Raw genomic sequence first — 17,748 nt, forward strand, 5'->3', positions numbered from 1 at the left:
ATGAAGTGGCCCCCGCTTTCACTGCTCGCCGTCGTTGCGCTGACCGCACTGGCCTCCTGGGCTTGGCGCGGGCATGTTGCAGCGCAGGACGGTGAGTTGCTGAAGCAGCGCGCCAGGCCGGGCGATATCCGCATGATCTCGTCCGAGACCTGCCCCTATTGCCTGGCAGCCCGACGCTGGATGACTCAGGAGGGCGTGCCCTTCAGCGAGTGCTTCATCGAGCGCGATGCCCAGTGCCTGAGCGACTACCAGGCCCTCGGCGCCGTCGGCACACCGACGCTGGTCGTGCGCGGCCAGCGCGTCATCGGCTTTGACCGGGCGCGGCTGCTGGAGATCCTGAAATAGGCCGAACCGAGTCGGCAACGCTGGCTCAGCAGCGTTGGCGACTCGGCTCGACGGCAGGGAGAAAAGGCGTCATCTGCATAGGGATCGATGCCGGTTCAGATGCGCTTGGTGCTGGTCTTGGCAGCGGCCAGGGTCTGGCGGGCCAGCGTGGCTTCGCTGAAGCCGACGACCACGACGCGGGGCAGTTGCGCTACTTCACGCTGTGCGTGGCCGGTCACGACGACGCGCGGCAGCTGGGCGACAACTTGAGTTTCAGCACGCACGGCCTTGCCGGTGATGACGACGCGTTCCAGCTTGACGGTGGGCTGCGGGCCGGCTTGCGCGGCGACGGCGAAAAGGGCAAGGACGGCGGCGGTGAAGGCAGTTTGCAGGCTCATGATGGACTCCGTTCGGTGGGTTTCGAACCGCGTGATTGCTTGTTCGATGGAGTCAGTTTCGTCATTGGGCGAGGGCTCTTCCAGGCGCCTGCGATCAAGCGCGAGCCGCGCTGGATGAACTGCAGGCGCGGCGGATGAACTGAGGATGTGAATATCGCCGGCGGGTCGCGCCGGGCGCTTCCTACACTGCGTCGCCATCACCACCACACCGGCGTCGCCCGGTACACCGCCATGGGAGCCTGGAGCCATGAAGCCTTTGGCAACGACGACGCCCTCGATTGGGTCCATGGCCTGGAGGCGGTGGACGACTTGTCGCTGCTCGAAGCGGCGCTGGATGCGGTCCTCGACGAGAGTGGCGGCTGTCTGGAAGCGCCCTTGGCGACCGAGGCCCTGGCGGCTGTCGAACTGATCGCCCGGTTGCGTGGCCACGCCGGGGAGGAGAGCTGCCCTGACATCGCCGAGGACTGGATCGCGCGCACCCGGCTGGTGCCGCCGGAGCCACTGGTGAAGCGGGCGCTCGCCGTGCTGGAACGCATCGGTGGCGACGAATCCGAACTGAAGGAGCTGTGGGACGAGAGCGACAGTGCCGAGGCCTGGCAGGCCTCCCTCGCCGACCTGCGCCGGCGCCTGCTGGCGCCGCCACAGCCGCTGCAGGCAGCGCTGGATGGCGTCGGCAAGCTGCTGCGCGGCCTGGCCGGCCTGTCGTTCGCGGTGCCGGACTTTCCGCCCGACGAGATGACCCAGGGCCCGTTTGCCAGTGCGGTGAGGCCCCAGCTCTTTGCGGCCATCGTGGCGGCCGAGGCCCTGGGCGACCCGGCCAAGGTGCGCGAAGGCATTGCCAGAATGTGGCGCCTGCTCGCTGCCGGGAACGAACTGAAGATCCTGTGGGACTTGGCGGTGCGGGAAGCCAAGACCTGGGCCGCGGAAGGCCGTCTGGACGCAGCCCTGGCCGGGTTGGCCCCGTGGCGGGACACCGCCGAGTCGTTTGCGCCGGGCACCTTCGACATGCGTTGCATGGCGGTCTGTCAGGAGGCCGGCGAACATGAGCAGGCCGAGCAGTTGCGCCAACGGCTCATCGACGCCGGCCAATGGGCCGCGATGCAATTGCTGGACCTCGCGCTGCGGGAAGCGCGCGCCGGTTCACCGAAGGCCGCACGGTCGCTGCTGTCGACCCATGCCGGGCACTTTGACAACCCTGCTCTGGCGCCCTGGCGGGACTTTGCGCTCGGCATCCTGGAGGTGCGGGACCGGCAGCCCGGCGCCCTCGAAAGGCTCACGCCCTGGATGGAAGCCAGGGTCACTCAAGCCTCGGCGGGCCCTGCGGTCTGGCCCTTTCTCGGCATCGGCGCCGGCTGGTGGGCGCTGGCCCTGCACCAGGCCGGCCGCACGGACGCCGCACGGGCGGCACTGGCAAGCACCAGGCCCTTGCTGATGACAGCCGAGAACGCGCTGCTCGTGGACGAGTTGAAGGCCGCCTGGCTGCTGGAGGCGACTGCCCAGGTCCCCGCGCTGCCCCGCCCGCCCTCGACCGAGGCGCAACGACCCGGCTTGCAGGCCGACCACGGCGTGTTCAAGACCGTCAGCGTGCGCGGCGTGAATGCGCTCCAGCAGGTCCATGCCTTGCGGCGCGCCTTCGCGCAGGGCAGCCGGCTCTACCCCTTCCTCATTGGCGATGCGGCCGACCTGGCAGCCCTGCTGGAGAGCCTGGAGCCACCCACGGACGGCGGCCAGGCCACCCTGGCCGCGTCGCGGGATGTGGACGCTGAGCAGTGGCTGCGCGCAAACGGCCAGGCGAAGGCGCCGCGCTGGCGCGATGGCGACGCCGAGCCGGCCCGGTTGGTGCAGACTCAGTTCGACGTGCTGTCAAACCACCTCAAGCCGCTGCAGTTCATCGGCCTTGTCGAGCTGGATGATCCCTGCGAGCTGTTTGCCCGCCTCGGCTACGGCGGCTGGAACGACTGCCCCGGGCCCGAGGTGCATGTGGCGCTGCACCGCCACTGGCGCGAACGCTGCGGCGCCGATCCGATCGCGATCAGCGAGGCTGTGGTGGAGTGTTGCGTTGCCCGCCCACCTGCAGACCGCAAGGCCGCCCTGGCGCTGGCGGTCGAGCAGCAGGCCTATTGCCCGGACATCGTCGAGCAGGGCGTGGGCACGACGGCCGCGCTGGCGGCGACGCTGCTCGAAGCCCCGGTTTGGTACTTCTGGTGGGACTGAGTCAGGACCGAGGACAGCACCTGCGTGCTGTCCGACGCCTGACGAAGGACTGCCGCATGCAAAGCGGCAGGCATGAGCTCCCGTCAGTCCAGCTGAAGCCCCAGCCTCGCCAGGTCGCCCCGCCCCTGACGCACCAGCACGGGCTCGTCGCCCTGGCTCAGGTCCAGCACCGTGGTCGGCTGGGCCGGGCAGGCGCCGGCGTCCAGCACGAATTGCAACTGGCGGTCCAACCGGGCGCAGACATCGGCCGCGTCGTTCATCGGCTCGGTCTCGCCGGGTGGAATCAGCGTCGTTGACAGCAGCGGCTCGCCGAACAGGGCCAGCAGCTCCTGGAGGACCTTGTGCTCCGGCACCCGCAGGCCGATGGTGCGCCGGCTCGGGTGGGACAGGCGGCGCGGCACCTCCTTGGTGGCCGGCAGGATGAAGGTGTAGGCGCCGGGCGTGGCGAGCTTGAGCAGCCGGTACTGGCGGTTGTCCACCATCGCATAGGTGGCCAGCTCCGACAGGTCGCGGCACAGCAGCGTCAGGTGGTGCTTGTCATCCACGCCGCGCACGCGGCGCAGGGCCTCAGCGGCGCCCTTGTCGTTGAGGTGGCAGACAAAGGCATAGCTGGAGTCGGTCGGCACGGCGCCGATGCCGCCTGCCTGCAGCATCTGGGCGCACTGGCGCAGGAAGCGCGCTTGCGGGTTGTCGGGGTGGACTTCGAAGAGCTGGGCCATGGTTCAGGTGTGAATCCGATCGGCCAGTTCTGCCCACACCGGCGTCAGCCGGCCCTGCAGCGCGGGCAGGGTGCCCAGGTCGATGCGGCTTTCCTCGGGGCAGTGGAAGTCCGAGCCGCGCGAGGCCAGCAGGCCGAACTCGATGGCCGTGTCGGCGTATTGCACGAACTCCGCCGCCGTGTGGCTGCCGGTGACGACCTCGATACCGCGCCCGCCGTGGGCCATGAACTCGGTGATCAGTGCGTACTCTTCCGTCGGCGTGAAACCATAGCGGCCCGGATGGGCGATGACGGCGACGCCGCCGGCGCGGGTGATCCAGCCCACTGCGTCTTTCAGCGCCGCCCACTTGTGCGGCACGAAGCCGGGCTTGCCTTCCGTCAGGAAGCGCCGGAACACCTCGGGAATGTCGCTGCAATGGCCGGCATCGACGAGGAAGCGCGCGAAATGGGTGCGCGAGATCAGGTCAGGGTTGCCGACGTACTTCAGCGCGCCTTCGAAGGCGCCGTGGATGCCTACCTCGGCCAGGCCCGCAGCCATTTCCCGGGCGCGGGCTTCGCGGCCGCCGCGGGTGGTGCGCAGCCCCTCGATGATTTCGGGCGCCTCGTGGTCGAAGCCCAGGCCGACGATGTGCACGACGCGGCCGGCAAAGCTGACCGAAATCTCGGTGCCGGTCAGATAGGCCAGGCCGTTGGCGCGGGCAGCAGCGATGGCGCGGGCCTGACCGCCGATCTCGTCATGGTCGGTCAGCGACCACAGGGCCACGCCGCCTGCCTTGGCGCGTTCGGCCAGGGCCTCGGGCGTCAGCGTGCCGTCCGAAATCACGGAATGGCAGTGCAGGTCGGCGTTCAGGGTGGGGTCGAGGTTCACCGTGCCATTGTAGGAAGCGCTTCTCCTCCCTCCTGCTCAAGCGGCCTTCCGACGGCCCTGACCCTGACGTGAGCACGCGCAGGTTGCTTGTAGGGGAAAAGCTCAGGCCGCGAGCAGGGCGCGCTGCGGCATGCGTCGGTCGACAAAGAAGCGGCTGCCACCGGCGCGGCCCTTGGCGACGCGCTTGGGTTCGGCCAGGGCGGCGCTCAGCGCGCGGGCGCTGTCGAAACTGCCGGGCAGATGCAGTACCGCGCCGGCCGAGATGGTGGGCAGCGGGTGGAAGCTGGGCTGGTTCTGCCGGTTCAGTGTGATGTAGCCACCAGCAGCCAGGTGTTCGGCGGAGAAGAAGCTGCGCACGCCGGCATCGAAGGCCTGGCAGACGCGGTTGAGCCTGTCCTCCCAGTCGGTGCTGCCCAACACCATGACGAAATCGTCGCCGCCGATGTGGCCGACGAAATCCAGCTGCGGGTCGGCGGCCTGGGTCAGCGCGCGGGCGGCCAGACGGATGATGTCGTCGCCAATGCGGTAGCCATACACGTCGTTGAAGGGCTTGAAGTGGTCGATGTCCCACACCACCGCGGCAAAGGTCTCGGCGGCCTCGATGAGGCGGTCCAGGTGGTTGTCGATGGGCACGTTGCCAGGCAGCAGCGTCAGCGGGTTGGCGTAGCGCGCCGAATGCACCTGCAGGTCGGACACGGCCTTGAGCAGGTCGGAGCTGCGGCCCGAGCCGAGGTAGCCGCCGTCGCGCGTGACGATGAAGCCGTCGATCAGTAAACGCTCGTCGAGGTTGGCCATGGCATCGCTCATCGCGCGCAGCGGCGTGCTGACGTCGAACACGAGCGGGTTGGGGTCCATCAGCTCGACGCAACTGCGCTTGTCGAAGATGTCCATGAAATAGCGCTCGGTGCTGCGCTTGAGCACATGCAGGGAGCGCAGCAGGCCAATCGGCCGCTGTTGGGCGTCCAGCACGGGGATGGCGAGCAGTTGCTCGTCGCGGTGGAAGAGGTCGACGATGCTGCGGCAGTTGGTCTCGGCCGTGACGGTCAGGTTGCGGCGGGCCAGCTGCGCGGCGCTGCTGATGGCGCCTTGGCCCAGCGGCAGGGCCAGGTCGTTCTGCAGCAGGCGCGGCTGGGCGTCGGCGGCCAGCCGCCCGCTCCACTGCGCGCTCAGGGATGCACGCGGCGCCGCGCTCGGGCGGGCGAACAGATAACCCTGGCAGATGGTCAGCCCCAAGCGGCGCAGCACGTCCAGGTCGGGCTCCTGCTCCAGGCCCTCGGCGACGACTTCGCAGCCGCTGGTGGCGGCCATCTCGACGATGGAGCGCACGAATTGCTGCTTGAGCGGCTCCTGGGCGATGCCGTCGATGAAGTGGCGGTCGATCTTGACGAAGTCCGGCCGCATTTCCATCCAGCGGCGCAGCGAGGCGAAGCCCTCGCCGAGGTCATCCAGCGCCACGCGAAATCCGAGGTCGCGCAGCGCCTGCAGCGCATCGTCGAGCTGGGCCAGGTCTTCGATGGGGCGGGTTTCGGTCAGTTCGATGACGACGCGCGAGGTCGGCAGGCCCAGCTCGGCCAACTCCCGCGCCAGCAGGCCGGCATGCTCGCGGGCGCCGAGCAGGGTGTCGGCCGTCACGTTCATGAAGAGCTGGCCCGGCAGGCCCAAGGCCTTGAAGCGCTGGATGGCGCGGCGCACGATGAGGTGCTCCAACTCGACGAGACGGCCCAGTCGGGCGGCGGCTTCGAACAGCACCAGGGGCGAATGCAGCGGCCCGTCGGCAGGCGCGCGGGTCAGAGCCTCGAAACCAAAGATGTCCGCCCGGTCGATGGCGACCAGGGGCTGGAAGTGGATGTCAAAACTGCGCTGCTCGATCAAGCGATCGAGAGCGTCGGCAAGGGGATCGGGCGCGGTGGCGCGCATGAGGAGGCTCCGGGCTGGCTGGCCGGGCGGATTCTTGAAAGCTCCCGTGACAGTCCGGTGACTTGGGGTGGCAGGGCGCACGGCTCTGCCAACTCCGTCACATCTCAGTTGTCAGCGCAGGCTTCGATGACGTACTGCACACGCTGCTGGCCCTGCCATTCGTCCAGGCTCAGCCGGTAGGCCAGCATGACGCGCTCGGGCAGCATGTCGACATGGTTGAACCAGATGGCGTCGATGAGCTGGGCGCCGCGGCGCAGGCGCAGCTTCAGGTGCTTCTCGCCGACGAGGCGCTGCGAGATCAGCTCGAAGCGATCACAGAACACCGGCGCCTCGAAGCCCTGGCCCCAGACCTGGGCGTCCAGCAACCGGGCTGTCTCGGCCGTGGCGGCATCGGGTGCGAGCGAGCCGTCGTGGCGCAGCGTGCGGGTCAGGTCCTGCTCGTTGAGCCATTCCTCGGCCACGCGCGCGAAGGCCAGCGCGAAGCGGTTCACGTCGTCGACCGCCAGCGTCGCGCCGGCCGCCATCGCATGGCCGCCAAACTTGGCGAGCAGCTCGGGCTCGCGCTTGCTGACGAGGTCCAGCGCATCGCGCAGATGGAAACCCGGGATGGAGCGGCCCGAGCCCTTGAGGTTGCCGTCGGCGCCGCGCGCGAAGACGAAGGTGGGGCGGTGCACGCGGTCCTTGATCCGCGAGGCGACGATGCCGACGACGCCCTCGTGGAAGTCAGCATCGAACAGCGCCACCGCGGGGGGCAGGGCGCCCTGCAGCGCCTCGACCAGGGCGTCCAGCCGCGCCTCGGCCATCTCGCGCATGCCAGTCTCGATCTCGCGGCGCTCGCGGTTGATGGCGTCGAGCTGGGTCGCCAGCTGCAGCGCGCGCTCGGGGTCGTCGGTGGTCAGTGTCTCGATGCCCAGCGTCATGTCCGCCAGGCGGCCGGCGGCGTTGATGCGGGGCCCGAGCGCAAAGCCGAGGTCGAAACCCTGGGCCTTGCTCGCGTCGCGCTTGGACGCGCTGAACAGCGCCATGACGCCCGGCTGCGCACGGCCGGCGCGCATGCGTTTGAGGCCTTGGGCGACGAGGCGGCGGTTGTTGGCGTCGAGCTTGACGACGTCGGCCACGGTGCCGAGGGCCACGAGATCGAGCAGGCCGTCCAGGCGCGGTACCTCCGTGAACGCGCCTCGGGAGCGGAGTTCAGCGCGCAGGCCCATCAGCACATAGAAGGCCACGCCGACGCCGGCCAGTGACTTGCTCGCGAAGGTGCAGCCCGGCTGGTTGGGGTTGACGATGGCCGAAGCCTCAGGGACGACGACAACGCCATCGACCAGGGCTGGCAGGTGGTGGTCGGTGACCAGCACCTTCAGCCCCAGCGATCGGGCATGCGCCACGCCGGCGAGGCTGGCGATGCCGTTGTCCACCGTCACGAGCAGGGAGGGCCGCTGCGCCATCGCCAGGTCGACGATGGTGGGTGTCAGCCCGTAGCCATGCACGGCGCGGTCGGGCACGACATAGCCGAGCTGCTCGGGCTGTGCGCCCAGCAGGCGCAAGCCGCGCAGCATGACGGCGCAGGCCGTGGCGCCGTCGCAGTCGTAGTCGGCGACGATGACGAGGCGCTCGCCGCCCTGGATGGCGTCGGCCAGCAGCCGGCCGGCCTCCAGCAGGCCTTTCAGGTCAGTGGGCGGCAGCAGCTGGGCCAGGCTCTCGTCCAGCTCGCCCGCCTCGCGCACGCCGCGGGCCGCGAGCAGGCGGGCCATCAGGGGTGCGACGCCGGCCTGTTCCAGCGCCCAGGCCGTGCGCGGTGGCACGTCGCGTTCGACAAGGCGGGGCGAAGTCATAGCGCCTCCAGCACGGCGCTCACATCGGGCGTCTGCCAGCGCCGCTTCAACTTGTCGACGAAGGACAGCGGCTGGGTCGTGAAACGACGCGCGAAGCGTTCGCCGCACAGCGTCAGGCTGGTCAGGGGTTGAGCTAGCGGGCCGGCATCCAGGCGCTGCCAGGCTTCGGCCCAGGCGGCGAGGTCGCCATTCAGCAGCGGCTCGGTCAGCCGCGCATCCACCGTCACGCCGGCTGGCCGGCCATTGCAGCGCCCAATATCGCCGATCCAGACCGAATTGATCACGTGTTCGCCGCGTGCTTCGCGCTCGGCGTTCAGTGCATGCTCATGCAGCAGCATCTGGGCCTCGTTTTGCCAGCGGCGCAGCACGCGGCTTGGCGGCAGCCAGGGCTCGATGGGCCGCCCGACAACGCGCTCGATGCTCGCAGCGTGGATGCCATCCAGCGCCGTTGGATGCCCGATGGCCCAATGCGTCGCGTCCAGCAGCCGCCAGTGCCAGCCCTCGCTTGCGGCCCAAAGCTCGTGCAGCAGCGCGGCAAAGCGGGCCGCATCGGATTCGGACAGCCGCAGCGCCGCGGGCGGCAGCACATCGACGCCATCGGTGCCGACGGCCAGGTGCACGGGGCTCATCAGCGCCCAGGCCAGTTCGGGCCCGGCCTCGACGGCCCAGGCTGCGGCGCTTGGCTCCGCCTGCTGGCGCAGTGCGGCCAGCGCAACGTGATGCGGTGGCTGCGGCGACAACTCGTCGCTCCCCCAGGTCTCGGCTGGAGTGAGCCGGTTCAGCTGCGCAGCCAGGTTGGGCAGGGGCAGGGTGCCGAAGGCATGCCGCGCGGCTTCGTCCAGCGCGCTGGCATGGGGGATCATCAGATGCATGGGTCCGGATTATCCCGGGGGCATTTCAAGCCGTTGTCACACAAGCTTCATACACTTTTCTTCATGACCGACCCGACCCCGCTGAAGCTGCTCAACCGTGAGCAGGCCATTCTTGAATTCAATCGTCGCGTCCTTGCCCAAGCCCAGCGTGAAGATGTGCCGCTGCTGGAGCGGCTGCGCTATGTCTGCATCGTGTCGAGCAACCTGGACGAGTTCTTCGAGGTGCGCTTTGCCGACATGCTGGAGGCCGTGCGCGACCCGCTCAGCACCATGACAAGCCAGGACGTCGACCGCGTCGGCCGCGCGGCGCACACGCTGATCGACGAGCAATACCTGATCTTCAACGAGCAGCTCACGCCGCTGCTGCGCAAGCGGCGCATCGTCGTGCTCAACCATGCCGACCGAGACGAGCCGCAGCGGCACTGGGTGGCCAAGTACTTTGAGCGCGAGGTCAGGCCGCTGCTGGTCCCCGTGGGCCTGGATCCGGCCCACCCCTTCCCTCAGGTGGCCAACAAGTCGCTGCACTTCATCATGCGGCTGTCGGGCAAGGACGCCTTCGGGCGGGACAACCGCATCGCCATCGTCAAGGTGCCGCGGGTGCTGCCGCGCGTCATCAAGCTGCCAGCCAACCTCAGCGAGGGCCGCCAGGCCTTCGTGCTGCTGACCAGCGTCATCCGCGCCCACCTCGAAGAGCTTTTTCCCGGCCGCAAGGTCGAGGCCTTCTCGCAGTTTCGTGTCACGCGCGACTCCGATCTCGAGGTCGACGAGGAGGAGATCGCCAACCTGCGCCACGCACTGCGCTCGGGGCTGACGACGCGCCATTTCGGCCGTGCGGTGCGGCTGGAGGTCGTCAACACCTGCCCGGCCGAGCTGTCGGAATTCCTGCTCGAGCAGTTCGGCCTGCCCAATGCGGCGCTCTATCGCGTCAACGGGCCGGTCAACCTCGTGCGCCTGAACGAGTTGATCGACCAGACCGACGCGCCGGCGCTGCGTTTCAAGCCTTTCGAGCCAGCTTGGCCGACTGGCCGGCTGCCGCGCCACAAGTCCATCTTCGAGAAGCTCAAGAAGGGCGATGTGCTGCTGCATCACCCCTTTGAGAGCTTCGATCCCGTCGTGCAGATGCTGCGCGAGGCCGTGGTCGACCCCGAGGTGCTGGCCATCAAGCAGACCATCTACCGCACCGGCGCCAAGTCGGAGCTGATGGACCTGCTGATCGAGGCGGCACGGCGTGGCAAGGAAGTGATGGCCGTCGTGGAGCTGAAGGCGCGCTTCGACGAGGAGGCCAACATCAACTGGGCCGAGCGGCTGGAGGCCGTCGGCGCCCAGGTCGTCTACGGCATCGTCGGCTACAAGACCCACGCCAAGCTGCTGCTGATCACGCGGCGCGAGAACGGCAAGCTGCGCCGCTACGGCCACGTCTCCACTGGCAACTACAACCCGAAGACGGCGCGCCTGTACACCGACCTCGGCTTGCTGACGGCCGATGCCGACCTGACGGCCGACGCCGATTCGGTGTTTCGCCAGCTTGCGTCGCTGGGCAAGTTCAAGGCGCTGCGGCGCATGCTGTTGGCGCCCTTCAACATGCACAGCCGCATGCTGGAGCTGCTGACCCAGGTGGAGGCCGCGGCGCTGGCCGGCTACAAGGGCGCGCGCGTGGTCGTGAAGATCAATGCGCTGACCGACGCTGAACTCATCCACGGCCTGCTGCGCACGGCCCAAGCTGGCGCGAAGGTCGACCTCATCGTGCGCGGCGCCTGCATGCTGCCGCCGGGGCTGCCGGGCGTCAGCGACAACATCGTCGTGCGCTCCGTCGTCGGGCGCTTCCTGGAGCACACGCGGGTGCTGTATTTCCGCTGGGCCGATGCCGATGATGGCGAAGCCCTCTTCCTGTCCAGCGCCGACTGGATGAGCCGCAACATGTTCCGCCGCATCGAGGTGGCCTGGCCGGTGCAGGACGCGCGCCTGCGCCAGCGCGTCATCGACGAGGCGCTGCAGCCCTATCTGCACGACACCATGGACGCCTGGCAGCTCGGCCCCGATGGCCGCTCGGCGCGCATCAGCGACAGCGGCGTCAGCGCCCAGCAGGCCTTGATGCGACGCTATTCGGAAGGGTAGACCGCCATGGACCTGATCCTGTGGCGCCATGCCGAAGCCGAGATTGCCGCGACCGGCCAGGATGACCTGCAGCGCGCGCTGACCCCCAAGGGCGAGCGCCAGGCCCGGCGCATGGCGGCCTGGCTCAATCACCGCCTGGCCGCGACGACGCGTGTGCTCGTCAGCCCGGCGCTGCGCTGCCGGCAGACGGCCGAGGCCCTGGGCCGCGAGGTGCGCATCCTGCCGTCGATTGCGCCCGATGCACCGATCTCGGCCCTCATCGAGGCCTCGCGCTGGCCCAGGTCGGCCGAGCCGGTGCTGATCTGCGGCCACCAGCCGACGCTTGGCCAGCTGGCTGCCCATTTGCTGGCCGGCGTGGAGCAGGAGTGGGCCGTCAAGAAGGGCGCCGTGTGGTGGCTGCGTTGGCGCCAGCGCGACGGAGAGCCGGAGGTCACCCTGCATGCAGTGCAGGGGCCGGACGCGCTCTAGAGGTGCCGTGTTTCTTCGGGCTTGTGCCACCAGTTGTTGTGCAGCCCGTCGAAGTACTGGATGGGCGCTGCGACCAGCTCCTCGGGCGTCACGTCGTCCAGGCAATTGACCTTGACCGACACGAAGGCGCCGCCCACTTCCTCGATATAGCCGTGGCCGTAGGACCTGACGCCGCAGGTCTTGCAGAACAGGTTGTGCACGCTGTTCGAGCCGAACTGGTAGTCGCTCTGCGCGTCCTCGCCAGCCAGCAACCGGAAGGCATCGGGCTTGACGCTGGCGCTCCAGTTGCGCGTCTTGAAGCAGATCGAGCAGTTGCAGCGGCCGGTGCCGGCGGCGAGGTCGAGGTCGACTTCGAAGCGCACGGCCTTGCAGTGGCAGCTACCGGTGTAGGTCTTGAGCATGGCTGTCTCCTGTGGAAGGGGCGGGCCCTGATGGTCACCAGCGGCGGTGTCAGGTCTTGGCAGCAGTGTCCCCAACCGGGCGGCAGCCTGACATCCCAAGGATGCCGGAGGTCAGGCGAGCGCCAGCTCCAGCACGCCGGTGCGCGACCAGGCCTCGGCCTCTTCCTTCAGCAGGTAGCGCGTGCGCGCCTGCTCGCCCGACCAACCCTTGGGGCCGTGCAGCGTCAACTGCTTGCCCTTGCGTTCAAGCCTGGGCGTCGCCACTGCCACCGGCGTGCGGGCGTGGCAGAGGATGACCGCCAGGCGCAGCGCGATGAGCTGGTCCAGCAAGCTGGGATCGTTCAGCTGCGCCTCCAGCTTGCGCAGGCCGCCGCGTTGGCCCAGGGCCAGGCCCGCCAGCCGCTGCAGCTGGTTGGTTGAGAAGCCGGCCGCGTCGACATGGGCGATGACATAGGCGCTGTGGCGGTGATGGTCGTGGTGGGAGACCAGCATGCCAACCTCGTGCAGGGCCGCGGCCCAGCCCAGCTCGCGCAGCAGCTCGGGCGCGGCCTTGGGCGAGAGCTGGCGGTACAGCAGCTCGGCCTGCGTGGCCACACGTTCGGCCTGCGCCACGTCCACCTCGAAGCGTTCCTGCAGCTCGGTGACGGAGCCCGCCCGCGGGTCGCGCGCGCCGCTGGGCTGCAGGCGCTCGGCCAGGTCGAAGATGACGCCCTGGCGCAGCGCGCCCTTCGTGGGCAGCAACTCGTCGATGCCGAACTGGGTCAGCAGGGTGTAGAGGATGCACAGACCGCCGGCGACGACGGGGCGTCGGTCGTCCTTGAGGCCGGGCAGTTGCAGCTTGTCCTGCGAACCAGCCTCCAGGCACTGGGCCACGCACCAGCGCAGCGCGTCCGGCGTGATGCGGCCGTCGGTCTTGCCGCTGGCGGCGAGGATCTGCGACACCGCGCCCACGGTGCCCGATGAACCCAGGGCTTCCTGCCAGAGCTCGGGGCGGAACAGGGTCAGCGCTTCTTCCAGCTCGGCGCCGGCCGCCACCTGCGCGGCGCGGAAGGCCTCGGCCGTGTAGCGGCCGTCGGCGAAGAAGCGCACCGACAGCCCGACGCTGCCGACGCCGAAGGACTCGGCCAGCAGCGGCTTGCGCCCGTGGCCCAGGATCATTTCGGTGGAGCGACCGCCGATGTCGATGACCAGGCGGGGCTTGTCCGAGGGCTGCAGCCGGGCGACGCCGGCAAAGATCAGCCGTGCTTCCTCGCGGCCGGCGATGACCTCGATGGGATGGCCAAGCACGGCTTCGGCGCGCGCCAGGAAGGCGTTGCGGTTGCGCGCCTCGCGCAGGGTCTGCGTCGCGACGGCGCGGATGCGCTCCGGCGCGATGCCCACGAGCTGCTCGCCGAAGCCCTGCAGGCAATTCAGGCCGCGCTGCATCGCCTCTTCGGTCAGCATGCCCTGTGCATCCAGGCCGGCGCCCAGGCGCACCGCCTCCTTGATGTAGCTGACGCGCTGGTAGCGCTCGCCTGACAGCCGGGCCAGTTCCAGGCGGAAGCTGTTGGAGCCGAGGTCGATGGAGGCCCAGATTCGGCCGGCTGGATCAGGGCGCGTCGTCATGGCGGCGGATTGTCGGGGCAAAATTTGACGCTCCCTTCGTATCTCACCCTGGAGCCCCCACCTTGAAAGACGAGATCGACAGCCTCGCGCCGTCCCGCGACTTCAGCCGCCGCAGCTTTGTGCAGACGACGGTGGGCAGCGGCTTCGCGGCGGCCGTGCTGCCGGTAACGGCCCAGACGATCACCACCGACACGTTGGGCCTGGAGGCGGGCGTCGTCAGTATCCCCGTGGGCGACTTCCAGATGCCGGCCTACCGGGCGGCGCCCGCCGGCCGGAAGAACCTGCCGGTCGTGCTGGTGGCCTGCGAGATCTTTGGCGTGCACGAGCACATCGCCGATGTCTGCCGGCGGCTGGCCAAGCAGGGCTACCTGGCCATCGCGCCCGAGCTGTTCGCACGCCACGGCAATGCCGGCGCCTACACCGACATTCCCAAGCTGATCAGCGAGGTGGTAGCCAAGGCGGCCGACGCCCAGGTCAACGGCGACCTGGACGCCACCGTCGCCTGGGCGGCGGCCCAGGGCGGCGATACGAGCAGGCTCGCCATCACGGGCTTTTGCTGGGGCGGGCGCACCACCTGGTCCTATGCCGCCCACAACCCCAAGCTGACGGCTGCAGCCGCCTGGTACGGCCCGGTGGCGCGCAACTACAACGCTGGCGACAAGACCGTCATCGAGCGTGCGGCGAGCATCAAGGCACCGGTGCTAGCGCTGTACGGCGCGGCCGATGGCGGCATCCCGGTAGAGACGCTCACCCAGCTCGAAGTCGCGCTCAAGGCGGCGGGCAACACGAAATGCGAGTTCGTCGTCTACCCCGACACGCCGCATGGCTTCTATGCCGACTACCGCCCCAGCTACCGCAAGGCTGCGGCCGACGACGCCTGGGCGCGGGCGCTGGCCTGGTTCCGCAAAAACGGTGTGGCTTGACCCGTCTGCTACGCTGACCGCCCCTCGGGCCGCAGTCCATGGCTGTGGCCCGTTGCTTTTGCCTGATTCCATGACCCTTCTCTACATCGTGCTCGCCACCTTCGCGGGCGGGCTGCTGTCGGTGCTCGTTGCCGCGAGCCTGACCGTCGGCGTGCTGACCCGCCTCGTCAAGAGCCTCGTCAGCCTGTCGGCCGGCATCCTGCTGGGCACCTCGCTGCTGAACGTGCTGCCCGAGGCCTTCGAGAGCCACACCGCCAAACCGCAGGTGCTGTTCGCCGTGCTGCTGGGCGGCCTGCTGTTCTTCTGGCTGCTGGAGAAGGTGGAGCTTTACCGCCACGTTCACCATCACGAAGGCGATGGCCACCATCACCATCACCACTTCGACGCCGAGCAGGCCGGCCGCGGCGGCCTGACCGTGCTGGTGGGCGACAGCATCCACAACTTCTGCGACGGCGCCATCATCGCGGCCGCCTTCCTGGCCGACACGCGGCTGGGCTTCGCCACGGCACTGGCCATCGTCGCGCACGAGATCCCGCAGGAGGTGGGCGACTACATCGTGCTGCTCAACGCCGGCTTCAGCCGCGGCAAGGCACTGCTGTTCAACGCGATCTCGGGCATGGCGGCGGTGGTGGGCGGCGTGCTGGGCTACTTCCTGATCGGCGGCTTCGAGGGCGTGCTGCCCTATCTGTTGGTGCTGGCGTCCAGCAGCTTCATCTACATCTCGGTGGCCGACCTGCTGCCCCAGCTGCAGCAGCGCCTGGCCTGGCGCGAGACCATTGCCCAGGTCGCGTGGCTGGGCGTGGGCCTGGGCGTGGCCTTCGCGGTGTCCCAGCTGCTGCATGGCACTCATTGACGCAGGGCTGCGCGGCGCGCTGGTTGCCGTGCTGATCCTCGTTGTGCTGGTGTTGCTGCCGCATTGGCGGCACCCACGGCACGCCGATCTCGTGCGCACGGGCATCGCGTTGTCGCTGTCGTCTGCTGTGCAGGCGGTTTCTGCCTCGCCCTGGGTCGAGCACGAGCTGCGCTGCGCCGCCCAGGCACCCGGCATCGGCATCTCGCTCGGCTCCGCCGTGCTGTTCTGGCTGTTCGCGCGCGCCGTCTTCGAGGACGGCTTTCGCCTGCGCGCCTGGCATGCCGCGCTGTGGGCCGCCGTCGCGCTGTACGGCGCGACGATCTGCCTGTGGTGGGGCTGGTGGCCCGCCTTCGTGCTGTTGCGGGCCTTGCCCATCGCTTTCGCGGCACTGGGCCTGGCCGCCGTGGTGGGGCCATGGCGGGTGGACCTGGTCGAAAAGCGCCGGCGCTTGCGCGGCCTCGTCGTCGGCGGTGGCGCAAGCTATGCCGTCGTCATGGTGGCTTTGCGCATCGGCTCACCGGACGGCGCGTTGAGCGGTGCCGCGGCACTTGGCGACGTGGCCATGCTGCTGACGCTGACCAGCCTCATCGCCTGGCAGCTGCTGCGGCCGCGCCTGTCGGGCCTGTGGGACGAAGCTGTCGCAGCGCCGCCGCCTCCCGCGCCGCCGGCGGAGGACCCGCAGGACCGGGCGATAGCCGCCGCGCTGGCCACGCTGATGGGCGAGGGCCGCGGCTACGCCCAGGAGGGCTTGAGCCTGGCCAGCCTGGCCGAGCGGCTCGGCACGCCGGAGTACCGGCTGCGCCGCGTCATCAACCAGGGCCTGGGCCACCGCAACTTCAATGCCTTCGTCAACGGCCTGCGTTTGGCCGAGGCCAAGCGCCGCCTGGCCGACCCGGCCGAGCGCAGCCTGCCGGTGCTGACCATCGCGCTGGACGTGGGCTTTGGCTCCATCGGCCCCTTCAACCGCGCTTTCAAGGCCGATACCGGCCTGACGCCCACCGAATTCCGCCAGAAAGCACTGGCCGATTCTTAAAAAGCAGCGCCGAAACCTGCAAACGGCGGTTTTCGGCCAGACGTGGCGGGCCGGGTGGTTGAGGCTGAGGGCTTCTCAACTCCCGAGGAGCCAGCCATGTTCTTCCGCTTCCTGCTCATCAGCCTGGCGCTGAGCGCCTCCGCGCACGCCGCCACCGTCGGCACACTGACCTTGCCGGCTGACGATGACGGCGGCGCCGTCACGCTGTTCTATCCCACCGCCGCCGCCGGCGGCCGCCCTGAAACCCGCGGCGACCTGCAGCTGATGCTCGCGCCCGACGCGCCACCGGCACCCGGCAACGGCCGCCTCATCGCCATCTCGCACGGCTCGGGCGGCGGCCCCTGGGTGCACACGACGCTGGCCAAGGCCCTGGTCGAGGCCGGCTTCACGGTCGTGCTGCCCCTGCACCGCGGCGACAACTGGACTGACCCCGGCCGCCCCGGCCCCGACAGCTGGAAACAGCGCCCCGCCGAGATCAGCCATGCCATCGACCGCGTCGTCGCCGACCCACGCTTTGCCGGCCTGAAGCTGGACCGCGTCGGTGGCTTCGGCATGTCGGCCGGCGGCCACACCATGCTCAGCCTGGCCGGCGGCGCCTGGTCGCCCGAGCGCTTTCGCGCCCATTGCGAGAAGGACCTCGCGGAAGACTTCTACAGCTGCATCGGCCTGGCCACGCGGCTGACCGGCGGCGCGCTTGACGGCCTCAAGCTCTGGGTGGCCCGGCACGTGCTCGACTGGAAGTTCCGTGACGCGACGCCGCAGGTCCACAACGACCCGCGCATCGCCGCCGTCGTGGCTGGTGTGCCGGCGGCAGCCGACTTCGATCTGGCGACCCTCGCCAAGCCGCGCGTGCCGCTGGGCCTGATCACCGCCGACGGCGACCGCTGGCTGCTGCCGCGCTTTCACAGCGACCGGGTGCTCGCCGCCTGCCAGGGCTGCGAGTTGATCGCTGCGCTGCCAGGCGCCGGCCATGGCGCCTTGCTTGCACCGCCTCCAGCCGCCAGCAACCTCGGCCGCCTGGAATGCGAACTGTTGTGCGACCCGCGGGGCTTTGATCGCCCTGCCGCAACGACGGTATGGGTGCAGGCCTGCGTGGCCTTCTTTCGCAGGCATCTGCTTCAGGCCAAGATGTGACTATTTGAAACAATCACTAAACCGTCCATCCCATCCCTGGATTACCAAGCAATACCGATCCTTGGGGAGAGAG

The 17,748-nt window shown here is 69.3% G+C and carries 16 protein-coding genes; 8 read left to right on the forward strand and 8 right to left on the reverse strand.

The features are described 5' to 3' along the window. Window positions 1-345, forward strand: a complete 345-nt coding sequence (locus tag ASC95_RS01870; RefSeq protein WP_057296092.1) for a glutaredoxin family protein — start codon at window positions 1-3, stop codon at window positions 343-345. A 95-nt stretch (window positions 346-440) separates the two neighbouring features. Here the strand turns inward: ASC95_RS01870 and ASC95_RS01875 are convergent, their stop codons facing one another. Further along, entirely contained in the window at window positions 441-722 is a 282-nt protein-coding gene (locus tag ASC95_RS01875) for a hypothetical protein (RefSeq protein ID WP_057296093.1), read from the reverse strand. 231 nt (window positions 723-953) lie between these two features. Between ASC95_RS01875 and ASC95_RS01880 the strand changes: the two genes are divergently transcribed. Continuing rightward, a complete protein-coding gene (locus tag ASC95_RS01880; protein WP_057296094.1) occupies window positions 954-2,936 on the forward strand; it encodes a DUF4253 domain-containing protein in 1,983 nt (660 codons plus the stop codon). Between the two features lie 83 nt (window positions 2,937-3,019). Here the strand turns inward: ASC95_RS01880 and ASC95_RS01885 are convergent, their stop codons facing one another. The 5 genes from ASC95_RS01885 to ASC95_RS01905 all read right to left on the reverse strand — a co-directional run bounded on the left by ASC95_RS01885 (window position 3,020) and on the right by ASC95_RS01905 (window position 9,143). Further along, window positions 3,020-3,655 (reverse strand): L-threonylcarbamoyladenylate synthase, encoded by a 636-nt coding sequence (locus ASC95_RS01885; protein WP_057296095.1) that lies wholly within the window; start codon window positions 3,653-3,655, stop codon window positions 3,020-3,022. Between the two features lie 3 nt (window positions 3,656-3,658). Next, on the reverse strand, window positions 3,659-4,522 hold the full coding sequence (locus tag ASC95_RS01890) for a 3',5'-nucleoside bisphosphate phosphatase (protein WP_235537657.1): 864 nt from the start codon (window positions 4,520-4,522) through the stop codon (window positions 3,659-3,661). 102 nt (window positions 4,523-4,624) lie between these two features. After that, complete coding sequence (locus ASC95_RS01895) at window positions 4,625-6,439, reverse strand: bifunctional diguanylate cyclase/phosphodiesterase (RefSeq protein WP_057296096.1); 1,815 nt, start codon at window positions 6,437-6,439, stop codon at window positions 4,625-4,627. A 104-nt stretch (window positions 6,440-6,543) separates the two neighbouring features. After that, window positions 6,544-8,271, reverse strand: coding sequence for a single-stranded-DNA-specific exonuclease RecJ (recJ, locus tag ASC95_RS01900; protein WP_057296097.1), 1,728 nt, complete (start codon window positions 8,269-8,271; stop codon window positions 6,544-6,546). Beyond that, window positions 8,268-9,143, reverse strand: coding sequence for a hypothetical protein (locus ASC95_RS01905; protein WP_057296098.1), 876 nt, complete (start codon window positions 9,141-9,143; stop codon window positions 8,268-8,270). The genes recJ and ASC95_RS01905 overlap by 4 nt, the downstream gene beginning before the upstream one ends. Before the next feature lie 63 nt (window positions 9,144-9,206). On the opposite strand from ASC95_RS01905, the gene ppk1 reads away from it, so the two are divergent. Together ppk1 and sixA are read left to right on the forward strand one after the other, a co-directional pair. Then, window positions 9,207-11,258, forward strand: coding sequence for a polyphosphate kinase 1 (gene ppk1 / locus ASC95_RS01910; protein WP_057296099.1), 2,052 nt, complete (start codon window positions 9,207-9,209; stop codon window positions 11,256-11,258). 6 nt (window positions 11,259-11,264) lie between these two features. Beyond that, a complete protein-coding gene (gene sixA / locus ASC95_RS01915; protein ID WP_057296100.1) occupies window positions 11,265-11,726 on the forward strand; it encodes a phosphohistidine phosphatase SixA in 462 nt (153 codons plus the stop codon). Here sixA and ASC95_RS01920 read toward each other — a convergent pair. Together ASC95_RS01920 and ASC95_RS01925 are read right to left on the reverse strand one after the other, a co-directional pair. Then, window positions 11,723-12,127 carry a GFA family protein gene (locus ASC95_RS01920; RefSeq protein WP_057296101.1) on the reverse strand — a complete coding sequence of 135 codons (405 nt, stop codon included), beginning with the start codon at window positions 12,125-12,127 and terminating at the stop codon, window positions 11,723-11,725. The two genes, sixA and ASC95_RS01920, sit on opposite strands and share 4 nt — an antisense overlap. A gap of 111 nt (window positions 12,128-12,238) precedes the next feature. Next, complete coding sequence (locus ASC95_RS01925) at window positions 12,239-13,732, reverse strand: Ppx/GppA phosphatase family protein (RefSeq protein ID WP_057296102.1); 1,494 nt, start codon at window positions 13,730-13,732, stop codon at window positions 12,239-12,241. A gap of 62 nt (window positions 13,733-13,794) precedes the next feature. On the opposite strand from ASC95_RS01925, the gene ASC95_RS01930 reads away from it, so the two are divergent. From ASC95_RS01930 to ASC95_RS01945, 4 genes are all read left to right on the forward strand, one after another. Further along, on the forward strand, window positions 13,795-14,655 hold the full coding sequence (locus tag ASC95_RS01930) for a dienelactone hydrolase family protein (protein ID WP_057296103.1): 861 nt from the start codon (window positions 13,795-13,797) through the stop codon (window positions 14,653-14,655). A gap of 70 nt (window positions 14,656-14,725) precedes the next feature. Continuing rightward, window positions 14,726-15,508: a ZIP family metal transporter gene (locus ASC95_RS01935; RefSeq protein ID WP_057296104.1), complete on the forward strand. Its 783-nt coding sequence runs from the start codon at window positions 14,726-14,728 to the stop codon at window positions 15,506-15,508. Beyond that, window positions 15,495-16,541 (forward strand): AraC family transcriptional regulator, encoded by a 1,047-nt coding sequence (locus ASC95_RS01940; RefSeq protein WP_057296105.1) that lies wholly within the window; start codon window positions 15,495-15,497, stop codon window positions 16,539-16,541. Before ASC95_RS01935 ends, ASC95_RS01940 begins: the two co-directional genes overlap by 14 nt. A 96-nt stretch (window positions 16,542-16,637) precedes the next feature. Beyond that, complete coding sequence (locus ASC95_RS01945; RefSeq protein ID WP_057296106.1) at window positions 16,638-17,675, forward strand: dienelactone hydrolase; 1,038 nt, start codon at window positions 16,638-16,640, stop codon at window positions 17,673-17,675. Window positions 17,676-17,748 lie beyond the last annotated feature (73 nt).

Source organism: Pelomonas sp. Root1217 (assembly GCF_001425705.1).
In the GTDB taxonomy this organism is placed as follows: domain Bacteria; phylum Pseudomonadota; class Gammaproteobacteria; order Burkholderiales; family Burkholderiaceae_C; genus Pelomonas.

What these genes read in the sequence shown, in the direction of transcription:
- recJ (WP_057296097.1), bottom strand. Translation starts at nt 8,271, where the DNA reads ATGACTTCGCCCCGCCTTGTCGAACGCGACGTGCCACCGCGCACGGCC.
- ASC95_RS01925 (WP_057296102.1), bottom strand. Translation starts at nt 13,732, where the DNA reads ATGACGACGCGCCCTGATCCAGCCGGCCGAATCTGGGCCTCCATCGAC.
- ppk1 (WP_057296099.1), top strand. Translation starts at nt 9,207, where the DNA reads ATGACCGACCCGACCCCGCTGAAGCTGCTCAACCGTGAGCAGGCCATT.
- ASC95_RS01905 (WP_057296098.1), bottom strand. Translation starts at nt 9,143, where the DNA reads ATGCATCTGATGATCCCCCATGCCAGCGCGCTGGACGAAGCCGCGCGG.
- ASC95_RS01935 (WP_057296104.1), top strand. Translation starts at nt 14,726, where the DNA reads ATGACCCTTCTCTACATCGTGCTCGCCACCTTCGCGGGCGGGCTGCTG.
- ASC95_RS01870 (WP_057296092.1), top strand. Translation starts at nt 1, where the DNA reads ATGAAGTGGCCCCCGCTTTCACTGCTCGCCGTCGTTGCGCTGACCGCA.
- ASC95_RS01875 (WP_057296093.1), bottom strand. Translation starts at nt 722, where the DNA reads ATGAGCCTGCAAACTGCCTTCACCGCCGCCGTCCTTGCCCTTTTCGCC.
- ASC95_RS01945 (WP_057296106.1), top strand. Translation starts at nt 16,638, where the DNA reads ATGTTCTTCCGCTTCCTGCTCATCAGCCTGGCGCTGAGCGCCTCCGCG.
- ASC95_RS01920 (WP_057296101.1), bottom strand. Translation starts at nt 12,127, where the DNA reads ATGCTCAAGACCTACACCGGTAGCTGCCACTGCAAGGCCGTGCGCTTC.
- ASC95_RS01895 (WP_057296096.1), bottom strand. Translation starts at nt 6,439, where the DNA reads ATGCGCGCCACCGCGCCCGATCCCCTTGCCGACGCTCTCGATCGCTTG.
- ASC95_RS01880 (WP_057296094.1), top strand. Translation starts at nt 954, where the DNA reads ATGGGAGCCTGGAGCCATGAAGCCTTTGGCAACGACGACGCCCTCGAT.
- ASC95_RS01940 (WP_057296105.1), top strand. Translation starts at nt 15,495, where the DNA reads ATGGCACTCATTGACGCAGGGCTGCGCGGCGCGCTGGTTGCCGTGCTG.
- sixA (WP_057296100.1), top strand. Translation starts at nt 11,265, where the DNA reads ATGGACCTGATCCTGTGGCGCCATGCCGAAGCCGAGATTGCCGCGACC.
- ASC95_RS01885 (WP_057296095.1), bottom strand. Translation starts at nt 3,655, where the DNA reads ATGGCCCAGCTCTTCGAAGTCCACCCCGACAACCCGCAAGCGCGCTTC.